Origin of the sequence: Ensifer sp. ZNC0028 (assembly GCF_000799055.1) — a bacterium.
Lineage (GTDB): Bacteria > Pseudomonadota > Alphaproteobacteria > Rhizobiales > Rhizobiaceae > Ensifer.
This window is the reverse complement of the sequence record NZ_JTLA01000090.1, coordinates 48,467-63,247: the sequence shown is the minus strand read 5'-3', so window position 1 is coordinate 63,247 and position 14,781 is coordinate 48,467. Positions and strand designations below refer to the sequence as shown.

At 61.9% G+C, this 14,781-nt stretch carries 17 protein-coding genes and 1 tRNA gene; 11 read left to right on the top strand and 7 right to left on the bottom strand.

The annotated features are described in order from the left end of the window. Position 1: 1 nt before the first annotated feature. Together L981_RS35180 and L981_RS20760 are read left to right on the top strand one after the other, a co-directional pair. Positions 2–565 (top strand): GNAT family N-acetyltransferase, encoded by a 564-nt coding sequence (locus tag L981_RS35180; protein WP_043620393.1) that lies wholly within the window; start codon positions 2–4, stop codon positions 563–565. Positions 566–657: 92 nt separating this feature from the next. Continuing rightward, entirely contained in the window at positions 658–1,125 is a 468-nt protein-coding gene (locus tag L981_RS20760) for a DUF1203 domain-containing protein (protein WP_043620390.1), read from the top strand. 41 nt (positions 1,126–1,166) lie between these two features. Here L981_RS20760 and ald read toward each other — a convergent pair whose 3' ends face one another. Next, on the bottom strand, positions 1,167–2,285 hold the full coding sequence (ald, locus tag L981_RS20755) for an alanine dehydrogenase (RefSeq protein WP_043620387.1): 1,119 nt from the start codon (positions 2,283–2,285) through the stop codon (positions 1,167–1,169). A 158-nt stretch (positions 2,286–2,443) separates the two neighbouring features. Between ald and L981_RS20750 the strand changes: the two genes are divergently transcribed. Next, the gene (locus L981_RS20750) at positions 2,444–2,905 is read left to right on the top strand and encodes an Lrp/AsnC family transcriptional regulator (protein WP_034791115.1); all 462 of its coding nucleotides are present in this window, start codon (positions 2,444–2,446) and stop codon (positions 2,903–2,905) included. A gap of 15 nt (positions 2,906–2,920) precedes the next feature. Here L981_RS20750 and L981_RS20745 read toward each other — a convergent pair whose 3' ends face one another. Continuing rightward, positions 2,921–4,168, bottom strand: a complete 1,248-nt coding sequence (locus L981_RS20745; protein WP_043620384.1) for a diguanylate cyclase — start codon at positions 4,166–4,168, stop codon at positions 2,921–2,923. Between the two features lie 242 nt (positions 4,169–4,410). On the opposite strand from L981_RS20745, the gene L981_RS20740 reads away from it, so the two are divergent. After that, positions 4,411–6,384 carry a bifunctional 2',3'-cyclic-nucleotide 2'-phosphodiesterase/3'-nucleotidase gene (locus L981_RS20740; protein WP_043620510.1) on the top strand — a complete coding sequence of 658 codons (1,974 nt, stop codon included), beginning with the start codon at positions 4,411–4,413 and terminating at the stop codon, positions 6,382–6,384. Between the two features lie 171 nt (positions 6,385–6,555). Here the strand turns inward: L981_RS20740 and L981_RS20735 are convergent, their stop codons facing one another. Continuing rightward, positions 6,556–6,876: an HlyU family transcriptional regulator gene (locus L981_RS20735; RefSeq protein ID WP_043620382.1), complete on the bottom strand. Its 321-nt coding sequence runs from the start codon at positions 6,874–6,876 to the stop codon at positions 6,556–6,558. Between the two features lie 76 nt (positions 6,877–6,952). Beyond that, positions 6,953–8,200, bottom strand: a complete 1,248-nt coding sequence (ilvA, locus tag L981_RS20730) for a threonine ammonia-lyase (RefSeq protein ID WP_043620378.1) — start codon at positions 8,198–8,200, stop codon at positions 6,953–6,955. A gap of 155 nt (positions 8,201–8,355) precedes the next feature. Between ilvA and L981_RS20725 the strand changes: the two genes are divergently transcribed. The 5 genes from L981_RS20725 to L981_RS20705 all read left to right on the top strand — a co-directional run bounded on the left by L981_RS20725 (position 8,356) and on the right by L981_RS20705 (position 11,718). Further along, positions 8,356–9,810: a TrkH family potassium uptake protein gene (locus L981_RS20725; protein ID WP_043620375.1), complete on the top strand. Its 1,455-nt coding sequence runs from the start codon at positions 8,356–8,358 to the stop codon at positions 9,808–9,810. 123 nt (positions 9,811–9,933) lie between these two features. Beyond that, positions 9,934–10,482 carry a hypothetical protein gene (locus L981_RS20720; RefSeq protein ID WP_371258901.1) on the top strand — a complete coding sequence of 183 codons (549 nt, stop codon included), beginning with the start codon at positions 9,934–9,936 and terminating at the stop codon, positions 10,480–10,482. A gap of 4 nt (positions 10,483–10,486) precedes the next feature. Continuing rightward, positions 10,487–11,197: an HAD family hydrolase gene (locus L981_RS20715; protein ID WP_043620368.1), complete on the top strand. Its 711-nt coding sequence runs from the start codon at positions 10,487–10,489 to the stop codon at positions 11,195–11,197. Positions 11,198–11,301: 104 nt separating this feature from the next. After that, a complete protein-coding gene (locus L981_RS20710) occupies positions 11,302–11,562 on the top strand; it encodes a hypothetical protein (RefSeq protein ID WP_043620365.1) in 261 nt (86 codons plus the stop codon). A gap of 71 nt (positions 11,563–11,633) precedes the next feature. Beyond that, positions 11,634–11,718: transfer RNA gene (locus L981_RS20705), tRNA-Leu, on the top strand. Between the two features lie 84 nt (positions 11,719–11,802). Here L981_RS20705 and L981_RS20700 read toward each other — a convergent pair. The 3 genes from L981_RS20700 to wrbA all read right to left on the bottom strand — a co-directional run bounded on the left by L981_RS20700 (position 11,803) and on the right by wrbA (position 13,174). Beyond that, positions 11,803–12,021 carry a hypothetical protein gene (locus tag L981_RS20700; RefSeq protein WP_034791089.1) on the bottom strand — a complete coding sequence of 73 codons (219 nt, stop codon included), beginning with the start codon at positions 12,019–12,021 and terminating at the stop codon, positions 11,803–11,805. Between the two features lie 81 nt (positions 12,022–12,102). Continuing rightward, positions 12,103–12,345: a DUF2188 domain-containing protein gene (locus L981_RS20695; protein ID WP_043620362.1), complete on the bottom strand. Its 243-nt coding sequence runs from the start codon at positions 12,343–12,345 to the stop codon at positions 12,103–12,105. Between the two features lie 229 nt (positions 12,346–12,574). Then, positions 12,575–13,174, bottom strand: a complete 600-nt coding sequence (wrbA, locus tag L981_RS20690) for an NAD(P)H:quinone oxidoreductase (protein WP_043620361.1) — start codon at positions 13,172–13,174, stop codon at positions 12,575–12,577. Positions 13,175–13,338: 164 nt separating this feature from the next. Between wrbA and L981_RS20685 the strand changes: the two genes are divergently transcribed. Both L981_RS20685 and gpt read left to right on the top strand, forming a co-directional pair. After that, a complete protein-coding gene (locus L981_RS20685; protein WP_043620358.1) occupies positions 13,339–14,094 on the top strand; it encodes a competence/damage-inducible protein A in 756 nt (251 codons plus the stop codon). 129 nt (positions 14,095–14,223) lie between these two features. After that, a complete protein-coding gene (gpt, locus tag L981_RS20680; protein WP_043620356.1) occupies positions 14,224–14,721 on the top strand; it encodes a xanthine phosphoribosyltransferase in 498 nt (165 codons plus the stop codon). Positions 14,722–14,781: the final 60 nt, after the last annotated feature.

Sequence of the window (14,781 nt, the reverse complement as noted above, 5' to 3'; positions counted from 1 at the left end):
CATGCGCACTCCGAAGCTCGCCTCGCTGACGGCGCACGTCACCGAACTCGAAATGACGGCTCCGCCGAAGCAGAGCCTGCCGATGCCGGTCAATATCCAGACCGCGATCCTGCGCGTCTCCGACATTCCGCTCGGCTACTATCGGTTTCTCTATCTGCGCGTCGGACGCCGCTGGCATTGGACCGAACGGCTGCGGATGAGCGACGAGGATCTGGCTGCCCTGCTTGGAGACAAGAGGCGGAGCGTAACGGTCCTTTACGTCAACGGCGCGCCGGCCGGCTTCTTCGAGCTGCATCAGGGCGACGACGACGTGGTCGAGCTTGTGCATTTCGGGCTGATGGAACACGCACTCGGCCTCGGGCTCGGCAAATGGTTCTTGCTGCAGACGCTGTTTGCCGCCTGGGCGCTGAATCCGAGCAAGCTGACGGTGACCACCAACAACCTCGACCATCCCCGCGCGCTGCAGCTCTATCAGCAATTCGGCTTCTCGCCGGTCGCGACCCGCGAAGCCACAGTCAAGCCTTTGACCGATGCCGAACTTCTGAAGCTGGTGAAGAACCTCTGAAGAACACCATGCGGCAAGTTCCGGGTGTCCCGATTGCTGCGGCCAGTGCACTCTCCTGATCGAACAACAAAAGCCGATCAAGGAGATAAACTATGTCGTTGCGCTATATTCCGATGTCCGACACGGAAGCCCGCCGGATGAGAGAAGGCGGGCTGGACGCCTATGGCAATGCGCCGGAGCGACAGATCTCCGACGGCGGCGGCGTACCCTGCCGTCATTGCCTGGATTATGTCGGGGCCGGCGCACCCTATCTGGTTTTCGCGCTTCGGCCGTTTTCCTCGTTGCAGCCCTATGCGGAAACCGGGCCCGTGTTCATGCACGCCGAGGCCTGCCCGGCGCATGACGGCGACGCGTTGCCGCCGATCCTGAACTCACGCGCCGACTACCTGCTGCGCGGCTACGGCGCGGACGAGCGCATCGTCTATGGAACCGGCGACGTTGTTGCCAGGGAAGACGTGGAAAGTCGCGCGACAGAATTGCTGTCGAGACCGGACGTTACGTCCGTGCACGTCCGCTCCACCCGGAACAATTGCTACCAGTGCCGGATAGAGCTGGCCTGAGACGAAATGGGCCCGGCATTGCTGCCGGGCCGAAACGATTGTCAGGCGACGTTCAGAACTGCTTCGGGCGCATAGGCATCATAGCCGAGCGCTTCGGCCACGGGCGCGTTGGTGACGCGACCGCGGTGCACGTTGAGGCCGGCACGCAGATGCCGGTCCTCGGCAATCGCCTTCAGGCCCTTGTCGGCGAGTTGCAGACCATAATGCAGCGTGGCGTTGTTGAGCGCATGCGCCGAGGTCACCGGTACCGCGCCCGGCATGTTCGCAACGCAGTAGTGCACGATGCCGTCAACCTCATAGGTGGGGTCGGAATGGGTCGTCGCATGCGAGGTCTCGAAGCAGCCGCCCTGGTCGATGGCGACGTCGACGATGACAGCCCCCTTCTTCATGCCGGTCAGCATTTCGCGGGTCACGAGCTTCGGTGCCGCAGCGCCCGGTATCAGCACGGCCCCAATGACGAGATCGGCCGAGAAGACCTCCTCTTCCAGCGCATCGATAGTCGAATAGCGCGTGTGTACGCGGCCGGAAAAGAGATCGTCGAGCTGGCGCAGACGCGGGATCGAGCGATCGATGATGCTGACGTCAGCCCCGAGCCCCGCCGCCATGCGGGCGGCATGCAGGCCGACGACCCCGCCACCGATGACGGTCACCTTGGCCGGCAGTACGCCGGGCACGCCGCCGAGCAGGATCCCGCGGCCACCATTGGCCTTTTGCAGCGAGGTCGCACCGGCCTGGATCGCCAGGCGCCCGGCAACTTCGGACATCGGCGCGAGCAGCGGAAGGCCGCCGCGATCGTCGGTGACGGTCTCGTAGGCAATCGCCGTGACGCCGGAATTGAGCAGGCCCTTGGTCTGTTCCGGATCGGGCGCAAGATGCAGATAGGTATAGAGAATTTGGCCTTCGCGCAGCTGCGCCCATTCGGAAGGCTGCGGCTCCTTGACCTTGACGATCATGTCCGATTTTTCGAACACGTCCTTTGCCGTCGCGACGATTTTCGCGCCAGCGGCACGGTACGCATCGTCGTCCGCGCCGATCCCTGCCCCGGCCTTGGTTTCCACGATTACCTCGTGGCCATGGGCAACATATTCACGCACCGAGCCGGGCGTCAGGCCGACACGATATTCATGGTTTTTGATTTCCTTCGGGCAACCGACACGCATTCTTGCGTTCCTCTCCTGTTATTGGCTTTTGCGCCGCTTTTGACGAGGCAATCAGCAAAACACGCGGACAATCGAATGTCCTTGCAAAGACGAAAGCCAACGCGCATTGATTTCGAAGAATATTGCGGCATTTGGAGCAATATTGAGGGAAATCACCAATGAGCGAACTTGACGCCATCGATCATGCGATTCTGCGCATTCTTCAGCAGAACGGCCGGATCTCGAATGCCGACCTTGCGGCCAAGGTAGGGCTCTCGCCGTCGGCCTGCTCGCGCCGGGTCGACATCCTGGAAAAGTCGGGAACGATCGCCGGATACCATGCCCGGATCGCCCACAAGGCGCTCGACTACCAGATCATGGTCATCGTGCACATTTCGCTCTCGGGGCAGTTCGCCAAGACGCTCGCCGAATTCGAGGCGGCGGTAAAGCTCTGTCCGAACGTGCTCGTCTGCTACCTGATGTCGGGGGAATACGACTATATCCTGCGGGTGGCGGCCAAGGATCTGCAGGACTACGAGCGCATTCACCGCGACTGGCTTTCGGCCCTGCCCCACGTGGTGAAGATCAACTCGAGCTTCTCGCTGCGCGAAATCATCGACCGGCCGAATGTCGGCATCTGAAGGCGGCCGCAGACCCTACCGGCCGACGACGCAATCGCGGCCGCGTCCCTTGGCGGCATAGAGCCTCAGATCGGCCTGCGCCAGCAGACGCTCGACCGAGCCCCCATCGGCCGGCGTCGACGATAGGCCGATGCTCGCCGTCACCGGGCGCCCATCCGGCGTCGACAACTGGCTCGATATCGCGATCCGGATTTCATCGGCGCGCCGCAGCCCATCCACGTGGTCCATCTCCGGACAAAGGATGACGAACTCCTCGCCACCGTAGCGGAACAGGCGATCGACGGGGCGAATCTTCGATTTCACCGTTTCGACCAGCTGTTGGAGCACGCGATCGCCCTCGAGATGCCCGAAGCGATCGTTGACGCCCTTGAAGTGATCGACGTCAATGATCATCAGGGTGACGGCAGCGTTCGCGCCGCTGGCCGCGCGCAGCATTTCCGGTGCCTCGACCTCGAACCGGCTACGGTCGAGCGAGCCGGTCAGCGTGTCCTGCCCCGAGCGCGACAACAGATCCTCGTAGCGCTCGCGGAAGGTCAGCGTGTTGAAAATATCGCCGAGCGGCCGGTCCGACATGGCAAGCGACGGGTGGCGCGAGAGGTTGAGATAAAGGCCGACGGCAAGGGCATAGAAGGGCGCCGCCAGCATCTTCGCCATCCAGCCGCCCCAGAACACCTCCGCCGGCGCGCCGTTCCACCATCGCAGCGCCGCATAGAAGGCGGCCTGATCGAATGTGAGCACCGCTACACCGCAGATGAGGAAACGGACGGTCACGAAGTGACGCAACCACCGACCGAGGCGCTCGTAGAGCAGGATGATCATCAGCGCATCGAAGTAGAGGATCGTCGTCCCCCAGACCATCAGCCATCCCATCTCGTCGATGAAGGCGAGGTCGGCGGAGCGCTCCGCGACGATCGACACCGTATCGTGCTGTCGCAGCAGAAGGCTGAGCGCTACCGTCAGGAAATTGCCGGCGAGCAGACCATAGATCGGTTGGCGCACCGTTGCTGCGTCCTCCTTCACATAGAGGAGGAGGATCATCATCAACTTGCCGGAAAACAGGACGGCCGATCCCGGCGAGATCACGCCGAACGGCAGTTGCACATAGAAGACCGCAGCGAGATAGGTTTCGATGAAGTGCATGACGCCAAGGGCGGCGACAAATACCCCGAGCCCCAGTCGGGCACGAAGGTGCAACAGCCCGATCATCGCCGTCACGTAGACCAGCGCCTCGCCGACGAAGAGAAGAAGGTTGGCGTTTGGCATGTGCTTGAGAAAGTTCCGTTTCCTGGAGCACCGTTAACCAGGAAACTTGAAGAAAACTTTACCAGGTGTCCGCTGTTGCCCGACCTTTCAGTGCGAAAATCTGCCGCTTTCGGAAACGGCGGCTTTCCGGCATAGTCGGCTCCAACCCACCGTCGTTCGCTGACCAGCGAACAAAACTCCCGATTGTATTCCTTTTCCATGAAGACCCGCATTCTTGATAAATGGAGGACCGCATGACATCGATGACTTCCCCGCTTCACCTCACGCGCCGCTCGCTTCTCGCGGGGGCCGCGGCCTCCTCGGCACTCGTCATGCTGCATCCATTCTCGGCGCGCGCCGCCGCCAATCAGGCGCATCTCAGGATCATGGAATCGACGGACTTGCACGTCCACGTGTTCCCCTACGACTACTATGGCGACAAACCTAACGACACGGTCGGCCTTGCGCGCACCGCCTCGATCATCGACGCCATCCGCGCCGAAGCGACGAACTCCATCCTCGTGGATAACGGCGACTTCCTGCAGGGCAATCCGATGGGCGACTACATCGCCTATCAGCGCGGCATGAAGGATGGCGACATCCACCCGATCGTCGCGGCCATGAACGTGCTCGGCTATGACTGCGGCACGCTCGGCAACCACGAATTCAACTATGGCCTGGACTTCATGTTCAAGGTGCTGAACGGGGCGAATTTCCCCGTGGTCTGCGCCAACCTGACGAAGGGATCGCTTGCCGCCAATGCGCGCCAGGACGAACTGTTCCTGAAGCCCTATGTCATTCTCGATCGCAAGGTGAAGGACGGTTCCGGCCAGGAGCATTCGATCCGCGTCGGCCTCATCGGCTTCATACCGCCGCAGATCATGACCTGGGACGCCAAGCACCTGGAAGGCAAGGCCAACGCCCGCGACATCGTCAAGGCGGCCGAAGCCTGGGTGCCGCAGATGCGCGAAGAAGGCGCCGACATCGTCGTGGCGCTCTCGCACTCCGGTATCGGCCAGCAGGCCTATGCGGAGAACCTCGAGAACGCCTCCGTACCGTTGGCCGCAATCGAAGGCATCGATGCGATCGTCACCGGCCACAGCCACCTGGATTTCCCCGGGCCGAAGTTCAAGGAGATTGCCGGCGTCGACAACGAGAAGGGGCTGATCTCCGGCAAGCCCGGCGTCATGGGCGGCTTCTGGGGCTCGCATCTCGGCCTGATCGACCTGTTGATCGAGCGCGACGGCGGCAAATGGCGCGTCGTCAGTTCGACGAGCGAGGCACGCCCGATCTACCGCCGCGAGGACAAGAAGGTCATCGCCGAGGTCGCCGACAAGCCGGAGGTCCTGGCGGCCGCGCAGAAGGACCACGAGGCGACGCTCGCCTATGTGCGCACGCCCGTCGGCAAGACCAGTGCGCCGCTCTATTCCTACTTTGCCCTGGTTGCCGACGATCCGTCGGTGCAGATCGTCAGCCAGGCGCAGACCTGGTACATCAAGGACATGCTGAAGGACACCGAGCACCGCGACCTGCCTGTACTTTCGGCCGCGGCCCCCTTCAAGGCCGGCGGACGCGGCGGCGCCGATTACTACACAGACGTCCCGGCCGGAGACATCGCGATCAAGAACGTCGCGGACCTCTATCTCTATCCGAACACCGTCCAGGCGGTGGTCATTTCGGGCGAACAGGTGCGCAACTGGCTGGAAATGTCAGCCGGCATCTTCAACGAGGTCAAACCCGGGAGTGTGGACGCACCGCTGATCAATGGTGGCTTCCCGTCCTACAATTTCGACGTCATCGACGGGGTCACCTATCAGATCGACCTTTCCGTACCGCCGAAGTTCGACAAGGACGGCAACACCATCAACGCCGCCTCGAACCGCATCAAGAACCTGCAGTTCAACGGACAAGCGATTGATCCGGCCCAGAAATTCGTCGTGGCCACCAACAACTACCGCGCCGGCGGCGGCGGCAACTTCCCCGACATCGGCGCCGACAAGGTGGTCTTCGTCGCGCCCGACACCAACCGCGATGTGGTGGTGCGCTACATCATCGAGCAGGGCACGATCAACCCGTCGGCCGACGCCAACTGGACCTTCGTCCCGCTCGCAGGCACCAGCGTGACCTTCGACAGCGGACCGAAGGCGCGGCAGTTCCTGGCGCAGGTGAAGGGCGTGACGATCGAGGACGCCGGTGACGCTGCCGAGGGTTTTGCGCGTTTCCGCATCAAGCTCTGAGCCACGAACCGATCAGTGGGCTGCCGCTTGCGGTGGCCCACACACTTGGCGCCTGGCCGCTCCAGCAGGCTAAACCGCCGACACAAGTCTCCGGCATTCCTGCCGCAGAACATGAGCTGTGGCAGACAATGTTCTGTTTATTTTAGATTATCTTGGATATAGGCGCGCGGCTCAGACCTGCCGCGACGGGGCGTCGTCGGAAAACAACGACGGACCGGTCTGGTCGATGATCTGGCGGCCCTTGCGCAGCGCCGCGTCGATCGCGTCCTGCTCGGACGTGAAGAGATCGGCGCGGATGAAGCTGCGGACCTTGGCGCCGCCTTCGGCCGAGACTTTCTCGATGTTGCCCGCCAGACGAAACTGGGAGCCCTCGCGCATCGGCGTCGCGCGGATGGTGCATTCCGCATAGGCCTCGGATTTCCCCGGTGCTGCCTGCGCCTGGTCTTCAGAGTTGCCGGAACGGCCGAACAATTTCGAGAAAAACGATGCCATGCCCAAGACTTAGACGCCGCGGCCGACACTGTCAAAGCTTAAGTGCCGATATTCGACCGCGACGCCCTCACGCCGATCAGATGATGAGGTTGGAGAGGATCTCGTTCTCGGTAATGTCCTGATAGCGCAGCCCCGCAGCGTCGAAGCGAGCCTTCAGCACGGGGAAGTTCTCCGCCTGTTTCGTTTCGATGCCAATCAGGATGGAACCGAAATTGCGGGCTGACTTCTTCAGATACTCGAAGCGCGAGATGTCGTCTTCGTCGCCAAGCAGGTTGAGGAAGTCGCGAAGCGCGCCCGGCCGCTGCGCCATACGCAGGATGAAATACTTCTTGAGGCCAGCATGGCGCATCGCCCGCTCCTTGACGTCGGGAAGGCGTTCGAAGTCGAAGTTGCCGCCGGAAACGACCGCGACCACCGTCTTGCCCGCAAGCGCCTCGGGGCCCAGCGCTTCGAGCGCCGAAATCGAAAGGGCTCCGGCCGGCTCGAGCACGACGCCTTCGACATTCAGCATGTCGACGATCGTCCGGCAGATGGCATTTTCGGCCAGCAGCATAACCTGGTCAGGCGAGAAGCGCCGCAACGCTGCAAAGTTCAGATCGCCGATCCGCCCGACGGCGGCACCGTCGACGAAGTTGTCGACCTGGTCGAGGGTCACGACGCTGCCGGTTTCCAGGCTTTCCCGCAGGCTCGGCGCACCCGACGGCTCGCAGAAGATGAAATGATCGGCCGCGACCTTGTCCTTGAGGTAGCCGGTGACGCCGGCGGCAAGGCCGCCACCGCCGACCGGCAGCACGACGAGATCAGGGATGACACCTTCCGGCAGCTGCCAGGCAATTTCCGCCGCGACGCTCGCCTGCCCCTCGATGATGTCGGCGTGATCGAAAGGCGGCACCATGACGCCGCCGATCGCTTCCACGTGGTCGCGGGCAGCCTTGTAGCATTGGTCGAAGATATCGCCGACCAGCTTGATGGTGATGAACTCGCCGCCGAACATCCTGGTCTTGTCGATCTTCTGCTGCGGCGTCGTCACCGGCATGAACACGACACCCGGAACGCCGAAATGGCGGCAGACGAAGGCGAAGCCCTGGGCGTGGTTGCCGGCCGAGGCGCAGACGAATGTCTTCCCCGAGGCACCGGCACCGATCGCCTTGCGGAAGAAGTTGAAGGCCCCCCTGATCTTATAGGAGCGAACCGGCGAAAGATCCTCGCGCTTGAGGTAAATGTTGGCGCCGTAGCGCGCGCTCAGGTGCTCGTTGAGCTGCAGCGGCGTCGGCGGGAAGATCTCCCGCAAGGCTTCGGTTGCGGTTTCGACATCCTGCTTCATCACGTGCGGTCTTCCGTTGAGTTGGTCGCTGGCGGTCGCTATTGCACATCGCAACGCCCGAAGCCATGGCTTTGACTCGAATCGGGCCGACGTTGAAAATGGCGCACCGCCCAATCCACCGGCACGCCCACACTGTTCTTCCGGGAAATGAACGCTTGAACGCAACCCTGATCCGGCATGCCGTGCACATTTCGGCGATCCTCGGCATATACCTTGCCTGCGCCATGCTGGTGCCGGCGATGGTCGATCTTTATTACGGCCATCCGGATTGGCGCATTTTTGCCGCGTCCTCCTTCATGGTCGGCGGCCTTTCGCTTGCGACCTTCATGGCCACGCGCATGGGCCCGCCGCCGTTTTCAAAGAAGTTCGGCTTCGTCCTCGTCAACATGCTGTGGGCGGTGTTTTCGGTGGTCGGCGCAATCCCGCTCTGGCTGTCGTCCATGAAGCTCGACTTTGCCCAGGCGCTGTTCGAATCCGTCTCTGCCATCACCACGACCGGCGCGACCGTGATCGTCGGCCTCGACGATGCGCCGCCGGGGCTCCTGCTCTGGCGTTCGCTTTTGTGCTGGCTCGGCGGCATCGGCATCGTCGTGCTTGGCCTGTTCATCATCCCCTATCTCAGGGTCGGCGGCATGTCGTTCTTCAAGATGGAGTCCTCCGACACCGGCGACAAACCCTTTGCCCGGCTCGCGAGCTTCAGCCGCGCCTTCCTGGCGATCTACGTTGTCATCACGCTTCTCTGCACGATCGGCTACTTCCTGACGGGCATGAACCGCTTCGATGCGATCAACCACGCGATGTCGACGGTGGCGACGGGCGGTTTTTCCACCCATGACGCATCCTTCGCCTATTTCGGCAGCATTCCGTTGCTCTGGACCGCCACCTTCTTCATGGCGCTTTGCAGCCTGCCCTTCTCGATCCTGATCGTGCTGGTCGCCCGCGGCAGGCTCGATGCGTTGCGCGACCCGCAAATCATCGTGTTCCTCGGCTATCTCTCGGCCTTCTCGATTGCCGTCGCCATCTACCACCGGCTGGCCAATGGCGTCGAATTCCATCTGGCGCTGGCGCATTCGTTCTTCAACATCACTTCGATCCTCTCGACCAGCGGCTATGCCAGCCAGGACTACAGCCTCTGGGGGCCCTTCGTCGTCATCGCAGCCTTCATCGCCACCTTCATGGGCGGTTGCTCCGGCTCGACCGCCGGCGGGATCAAGGCCTATCGCTTCATCGTGCTCTTCAATGCGATCCGGTCGGGGCTGAACAAGATCGTCTACCCCAACGCGATCTATGCGGTGCGCTATGGCGGCAACACCGTCGACGCTGACACGCAGCGCTCCATCTTCCTGTTCTTCATCACCTATATCCTGCTGTGGGTGCTCGGCAGTCTCGCCATGGGCGCGCTCGGCTACGATCTGGTCACCGCGACCTCGGCGGTCATTACCTGCCTTTCCAATGTCGGCCCGGGCCTTGGTCCGATCATCGGCCCGGCCGGAAACTTCTCGACACTCGGCGATCCCGAACTCTACCTGCTGTCGCTGATGATGCTGCTCGGTCGTCTCGAAGTGCTGACCGTGTTGGTAATCCTGACGCCGGTCTTCTGGAAGCATTGACCATTCGCCTCGCGGCCCTATCGTCTTGACTCGGTGCAGCAGATGCCGAATGTCGGTCGAAACCGGCGATGGGGGAACGTCATGGTGAAACATATACGTCGTCTGGCGGTGCTGACCACCGCCATGGCGCTTTCGGCGGGGCTCGCCGCCCATGCCGGCCCGCTTGCCGACGCGGCGGTGCAGGCCGAAAAGCTCGCGGCATCCGGCGACGCGGCGAAGGCCCATGAGCTGCTCCGCCAGGCGATGAGCGATTTCTCGCAAACGCTGCCACTGGCGATCGGCAAGGCGGTTTTCGTGACCAAGGCGCCCACCGGCTACGCCATGTACGACCCGCGCGAGGGCGCGGTCTTCAAGGAGGGAGAGTCGCTGATCTCCTATATCGAGCCGATCGGCCTCACCTGGAAGGATTCGGCAGCGAAGGGCCAACTCGAAAGCCACTTCACCGTCGACTTCGATATTCTCAACCCGAAGGGCGACGTGCTCGCGGGCCAGAAAGCGTTCGGTGATTTCACCTTCACCGGCCACCTCAGAAACCAGGAAATCTATTCGACGCTGACCATCGACGTCTCCGGTGCTCCTGCCGGCGACTATGTGCTGCGCTTCCATTTCAATGACGTCAACAGCGGCAAAAGCGCCAGCGTCGACCAACCCTTCAAGATTGCCGGACCGTAATACCATGCCCCACGCAGTAACGACCGTCGGCTTCGATGCCGACGATACACTCTGGCAGAACGAGCAGTTCTTCCGGCTGACGGAAGCGCGCTTCGCCGATCTTCTGAGCGCCCACACGGACACCGAACACCTGTCGGAGCGGCTGCTTGCGGCGGAGAAGCGCAACCTCGGCCTCTACGGCTTCGGCATCAAGGGCTTCGTGCTCTCCATGGTCGAAACCGCCGTCGACGTCACCGATGGCAAGGTGCCCTCCTCGGTCATCGCCGAGATCCTCGCCGCCGGGCGCGACATGCTCGTGCACCCGGTTGAGCCGCTGCCGCATGTCAAGGAAACGCTCGAAGCACTTCACGGCCACTTTCGCCTTGTCATGATCACAAAGGGCGATCTCTTCGACCAGGAGCGCAAGCTCGCCGCCTCCGGCCTTGGCGACCATTTCGACGCCGTCGAGATCGTCAGCGACAAGACCGTCGCCACCTACGAGCGCATCTTCAAGCGTCACGGCGACGGGGCGCTGAAAAGCATGATGGTCGGCAATTCGCTGAAGTCGGATATCGTGCCTGCACTCGGTGCCGGAAGCTGGGGGGTCTATGTCCCGCACGCGCTCACCTGGTCGTTCGAACACCACGACAAGCCGGAGACTCATCCGCGTTTTCGCGAGATTGCGGATCTCGGCGGGTTGGGCTCGGTCCTTGAGCGCTTGATACCGAAGGCTTGACTGTCGTCCGCAAGCGCCAAGTCGATCGCAATTATAAGTTGATGCGTATCGATGATACACGAATCAGCTTATCGTCCACATGGTGGCTTAGATGAGGGGAACCAATGTTGGCGCTTGTTTTCGGTGCAGCGATTGCGATGGTGATGGTGGGCAGGCTCATTGGATGGCTGCTGCGGAAGGTTTCGGCTTTGAGCGTCTTTTCCTCGCGCCTCGCGGGTTTGGCGGTTCTGTTGTTTGTCGCACCCGCCATCTACTCGTTCAATTCGGGCTGGCCGTTTGTCGACTCGTTTATCGTCTACGGCCTTGGGGCAATGATTGCCGCGGGCGTATTCTACTTCATGAAGACGAGAGAACAGCGCGCCTAAGCGCGTTGTCCACCCCGTAACCCCCCGATCACCCTTGACTGTTTGACCTGAGTGTTTGATCTAGGGATCATGCGGGCGTGGCGAAACTGGTAGACGCAAGAGACTTAAAATCTCTCGGCCTTGGCTGTGCGGGTTCGATCCCCGCCGCCCGCACCAGACAACCGGATTTCAGGATCAATAGGTAGCGGACGTCAGACTGTCACTCTGCAGTGACAGGTTTACGCCGCAAAGAGCGACCGCTCAGTTGTTGTAGTAGTAACAATCGCATTCCGCCTGGTAGGCGTCGTCGTGCCATACGCGGACGGCGAGTTTCGTTGCGCATCCCTGGTTTTCCAGCCTGAGGCCGAGAAGCGAGACCGCTGCCGCCTTGGAATTGGGGGCGTCCACCTCGATTGCCGATCCGACCTGGTGGACACCCTGCCGCGGGGTCCAGGTGAAGATCTGAACGCTGTAGTGCATCGAATATCCTCCGTGGGAGAGATGGTGTGCACGCAATACTAAACGCTATGTGTTCGCAATGAGCCGGTCGCCTTGACCGTTTCAGCCGTCTTCGACGGTCGCTTCAGGCCGATCGCCGCCATCCGTGTGTTCGAAGTGCCAGTGGCCCTCTTCGTCCTGGAAGCTGATCTCCTCGTCGTCGCCGCCGACCTGCTGTTCGGCGGCGGCGGCCTTGGCGGCGGCAAGCGCCGTTTCGCGGCTGGGAAAGGGTTCCGAATAGGCGTCGGCGGCCTTGTAGGCCCATCCGCCGTCATGAGGAACGATGGTGTAAGTAATCCGCGCCATGCTTCCCTCCCAATAATCCGAAAGACGCTCCCGTCTTCGGCGGGCCGTTGCCGCACAGCCCCGCATTCCTCCTCGTCAAAGGCATACTCAATGCTGAACGCCGCGGATATTAGCACAAGTGTGGTACGAATTGCCACATTCGCGAATCACCCGGAAAGGCTAGCCGCCAAACAGAAAGGCGGCCCCTTGCGGCGCCGCCTAAACTCTTGAAACAATTGCGTCGAGATGATCAGGCCGAAAGCTTGGCGGCGATCTTGGCGACGTGTGCGCCCTGGAAGCGGGCAGCCTGGAGCTCGACCTCGGACGGCTGACGCGAGCCGTCGGCATCGGTGATCGTCGAGGCGCCATAGGGCGAGCCGCCCTTGATCTCGTCGAGGCCCATCTGGCCCTGGAAGGCATAGGGAAGACCAGCGACGACCATCCCGTGGTGCATCAGCGTCGGGATGAAGCCGAGGATGGTGGATTCCTGACCGCCATGCTGGGTGGCCGAGGACGTGAAGACCGAACCGACCTTGCCGACCAGCCTGCCAGACGCCCACAGGCTGCCGGTCTGATCGATGAAGTTGCGCATCTGCGAGGCAACCGTGCCAAAGCGCGTGCCGGCGCCGAAGATGATCGCGTCGTATTGGGCAAGCTCTTCGACATGGGCGACCGGCGCGGCCTGGTCGAGCTTGAAGTGAGAGGCCTTGGCGACCTCGGCCGGCACCAGTTCCGGAACGCGCTTGACGTCGACTTCGGCACCCGCAGACTTGGCACCTTCGGCCACGGCGTACGCCATGGTTTCGATATGTCCGTATGCCGAATAATAGAGAACGAGAACCTTGGCCATAATTGCTCCTTTGGATACAAGCGATCCCACTTGATCACTGCTGCGCGGAAGATTTATCAAAATGCAGCCGCATGCCAGGAGCCGTCCGGGAAACAGACTGTTCTCGCAATGTGAACAATAATAAATCACTGTTAAATAACTAACTAAACAAACAGGATCACCCGATGAGCAGCATAAAAGTCGTCACTGCCGCCATGGTCGCCATCGGCGACGAACTTCTCTCGGGGCGTACCAAGGACAAGAACATCGGCCACCTCGCCGACATGATGACCATGGTCGGTATCGACCTCAAGGAAGTGCGGATCGTCGCCGACGACGAGGTGGCGATCGTCGAGGCGATCAATGCAGTGCGCAGCCGCTACGATTACGTCTTTACGTCCGGCGGCATCGGCCCGACTCATGATGACATCACCGCCGACGCCGTGTCGCGCGCCTTCGGCGTCGAATGCATCTACGAGCCGGAGGCGATGGCGCTGCTCGGCGCCATGTACGAGCGCCGCAACATGGAGTTTACCGACGCGCGCAAACGCATGGCGCGCATGCCGCTCGGCGCACGTCATATCCCGAACCCGGTATCGACGGCGCCGGGTTTCGCCATTGGCAACGTGCATGTGATGGCCGGCGTGCCACAGGTCTTCCAGGCTATGCTCGATGCTCTGCTGCCCGGTCTCAACGTCGGTTCGCCCCTCCTCTCGCGCACCGTGCGCTCGCCCTTCGGCGAAGGCGACATCGGCAGCCCGCTGACCGAAGTGCAGAAGAACCATCCGGAAACGAGCATCGGCTCCTACCCGAAATTCGACGGCAAGACCTTCTCGACGGATATCGTCGTGCGCGCCCGCGATCCGGAAGCCCTTGCGGCAGCGGAAGCGGATGTGCAGGCGATGATCCAGGCAATCGCCGACGCGCGGGCAAAGGGATAGCGCGAAGCCCTTGCACTCAAGGCCTCAATGCCGTTATTGCATGTCGGCAAATCAGGATGACGCGTTCCCGCCTGCCCGATCTGCCGGACGCTTCGCCTTACCCTCGTTTAGACAAGCCGGAGCCCACCCATGTCGCTGCCCGATAAAGCCTTTCCCGTTTCCTGGGACCAGTTCCACCGCGATTGCCGCGCGCTTGCGTGGCGGCTCGCCGACAATGGCCAGGAATGGCGCGCCATGGTCTGCATCACGCGCGGCGGCCTGGTTCCGGCGGCGATCATCTGCCGCGAGCTCAACATCCGCATGATCGAGACTGTCTGTGTGGCCTCCTATCACGACTACGATTCTCAAGGACAGATGAAGGTGCTGAAGGGCATCGCCCCCGAAATCGCCGAGGGCGGCGGTGAAGGCGTACTGATCGTCGACGACCTGACCGACACCGGCAAGACTGCCGCGGAAGTCCGCGCCATGCTGCCGAAGGCGCATTTCGCCGCCGTCTACGCCAAGCCGAAGGGCCGGCCGCTGGTTGATACCTTCGTTACCGAGGTCAGCCAGGACACCTGGATCTATTTCCCCTGGGACATGGGCTTCACCTATCAGGAGCCGATCGCCAAGGGCACGCGCGGCTAATAGCCCGTATCTTCCTTCCGGACCCGGTGCCCCTTCTCGGGAGGCGACTTTCGGTCCGTG

Bases quoted from the DNA above. Each gene is read 5' to 3' on its own strand.
- L981_RS35180 (WP_043620393.1), top strand. From the start codon at position 2: ATGCGCACTCCGAAGCTCGCCTCGCTGACGGCGCACGTCACCGAACTC.
- L981_RS20760 (WP_043620390.1), top strand. From the start codon at position 658: ATGTCGTTGCGCTATATTCCGATGTCCGACACGGAAGCCCGCCGGATG.
- ald (WP_043620387.1), bottom strand. From the start codon at position 2,285: ATGCGTGTCGGTTGCCCGAAGGAAATCAAAAACCATGAATATCGTGTC.
- L981_RS20750 (WP_034791115.1), top strand. From the start codon at position 2,444: ATGAGCGAACTTGACGCCATCGATCATGCGATTCTGCGCATTCTTCAG.
- L981_RS20745 (WP_043620384.1), bottom strand. From the start codon at position 4,168: ATGCCAAACGCCAACCTTCTTCTCTTCGTCGGCGAGGCGCTGGTCTAC.
- L981_RS20740 (WP_043620510.1), top strand. From the start codon at position 4,411: ATGACTTCCCCGCTTCACCTCACGCGCCGCTCGCTTCTCGCGGGGGCC.
- L981_RS20735 (WP_043620382.1), bottom strand. From the start codon at position 6,876: ATGGCATCGTTTTTCTCGAAATTGTTCGGCCGTTCCGGCAACTCTGAA.
- ilvA (WP_043620378.1), bottom strand. From the start codon at position 8,200: ATGAAGCAGGATGTCGAAACCGCAACCGAAGCCTTGCGGGAGATCTTC.
- L981_RS20720 (WP_371258901.1), top strand. From the start codon at position 9,934: ATGGCGCTTTCGGCGGGGCTCGCCGCCCATGCCGGCCCGCTTGCCGAC.
- L981_RS20715 (WP_043620368.1), top strand. From the start codon at position 10,487: ATGCCCCACGCAGTAACGACCGTCGGCTTCGATGCCGACGATACACTC.
- L981_RS20710 (WP_043620365.1), top strand. From the start codon at position 11,302: ATGTTGGCGCTTGTTTTCGGTGCAGCGATTGCGATGGTGATGGTGGGC.
- L981_RS20700 (WP_034791089.1), bottom strand. From the start codon at position 12,021: ATGCACTACAGCGTTCAGATCTTCACCTGGACCCCGCGGCAGGGTGTC.
- L981_RS20695 (WP_043620362.1), bottom strand. From the start codon at position 12,345: ATGGCGCGGATTACTTACACCATCGTTCCTCATGACGGCGGATGGGCC.
- wrbA (WP_043620361.1), bottom strand. From the start codon at position 13,174: ATGGCCAAGGTTCTCGTTCTCTATTATTCGGCATACGGACATATCGAA.
- L981_RS20685 (WP_043620358.1), top strand. From the start codon at position 13,339: ATGAGCAGCATAAAAGTCGTCACTGCCGCCATGGTCGCCATCGGCGAC.
- gpt (WP_043620356.1), top strand. From the start codon at position 14,224: ATGTCGCTGCCCGATAAAGCCTTTCCCGTTTCCTGGGACCAGTTCCAC.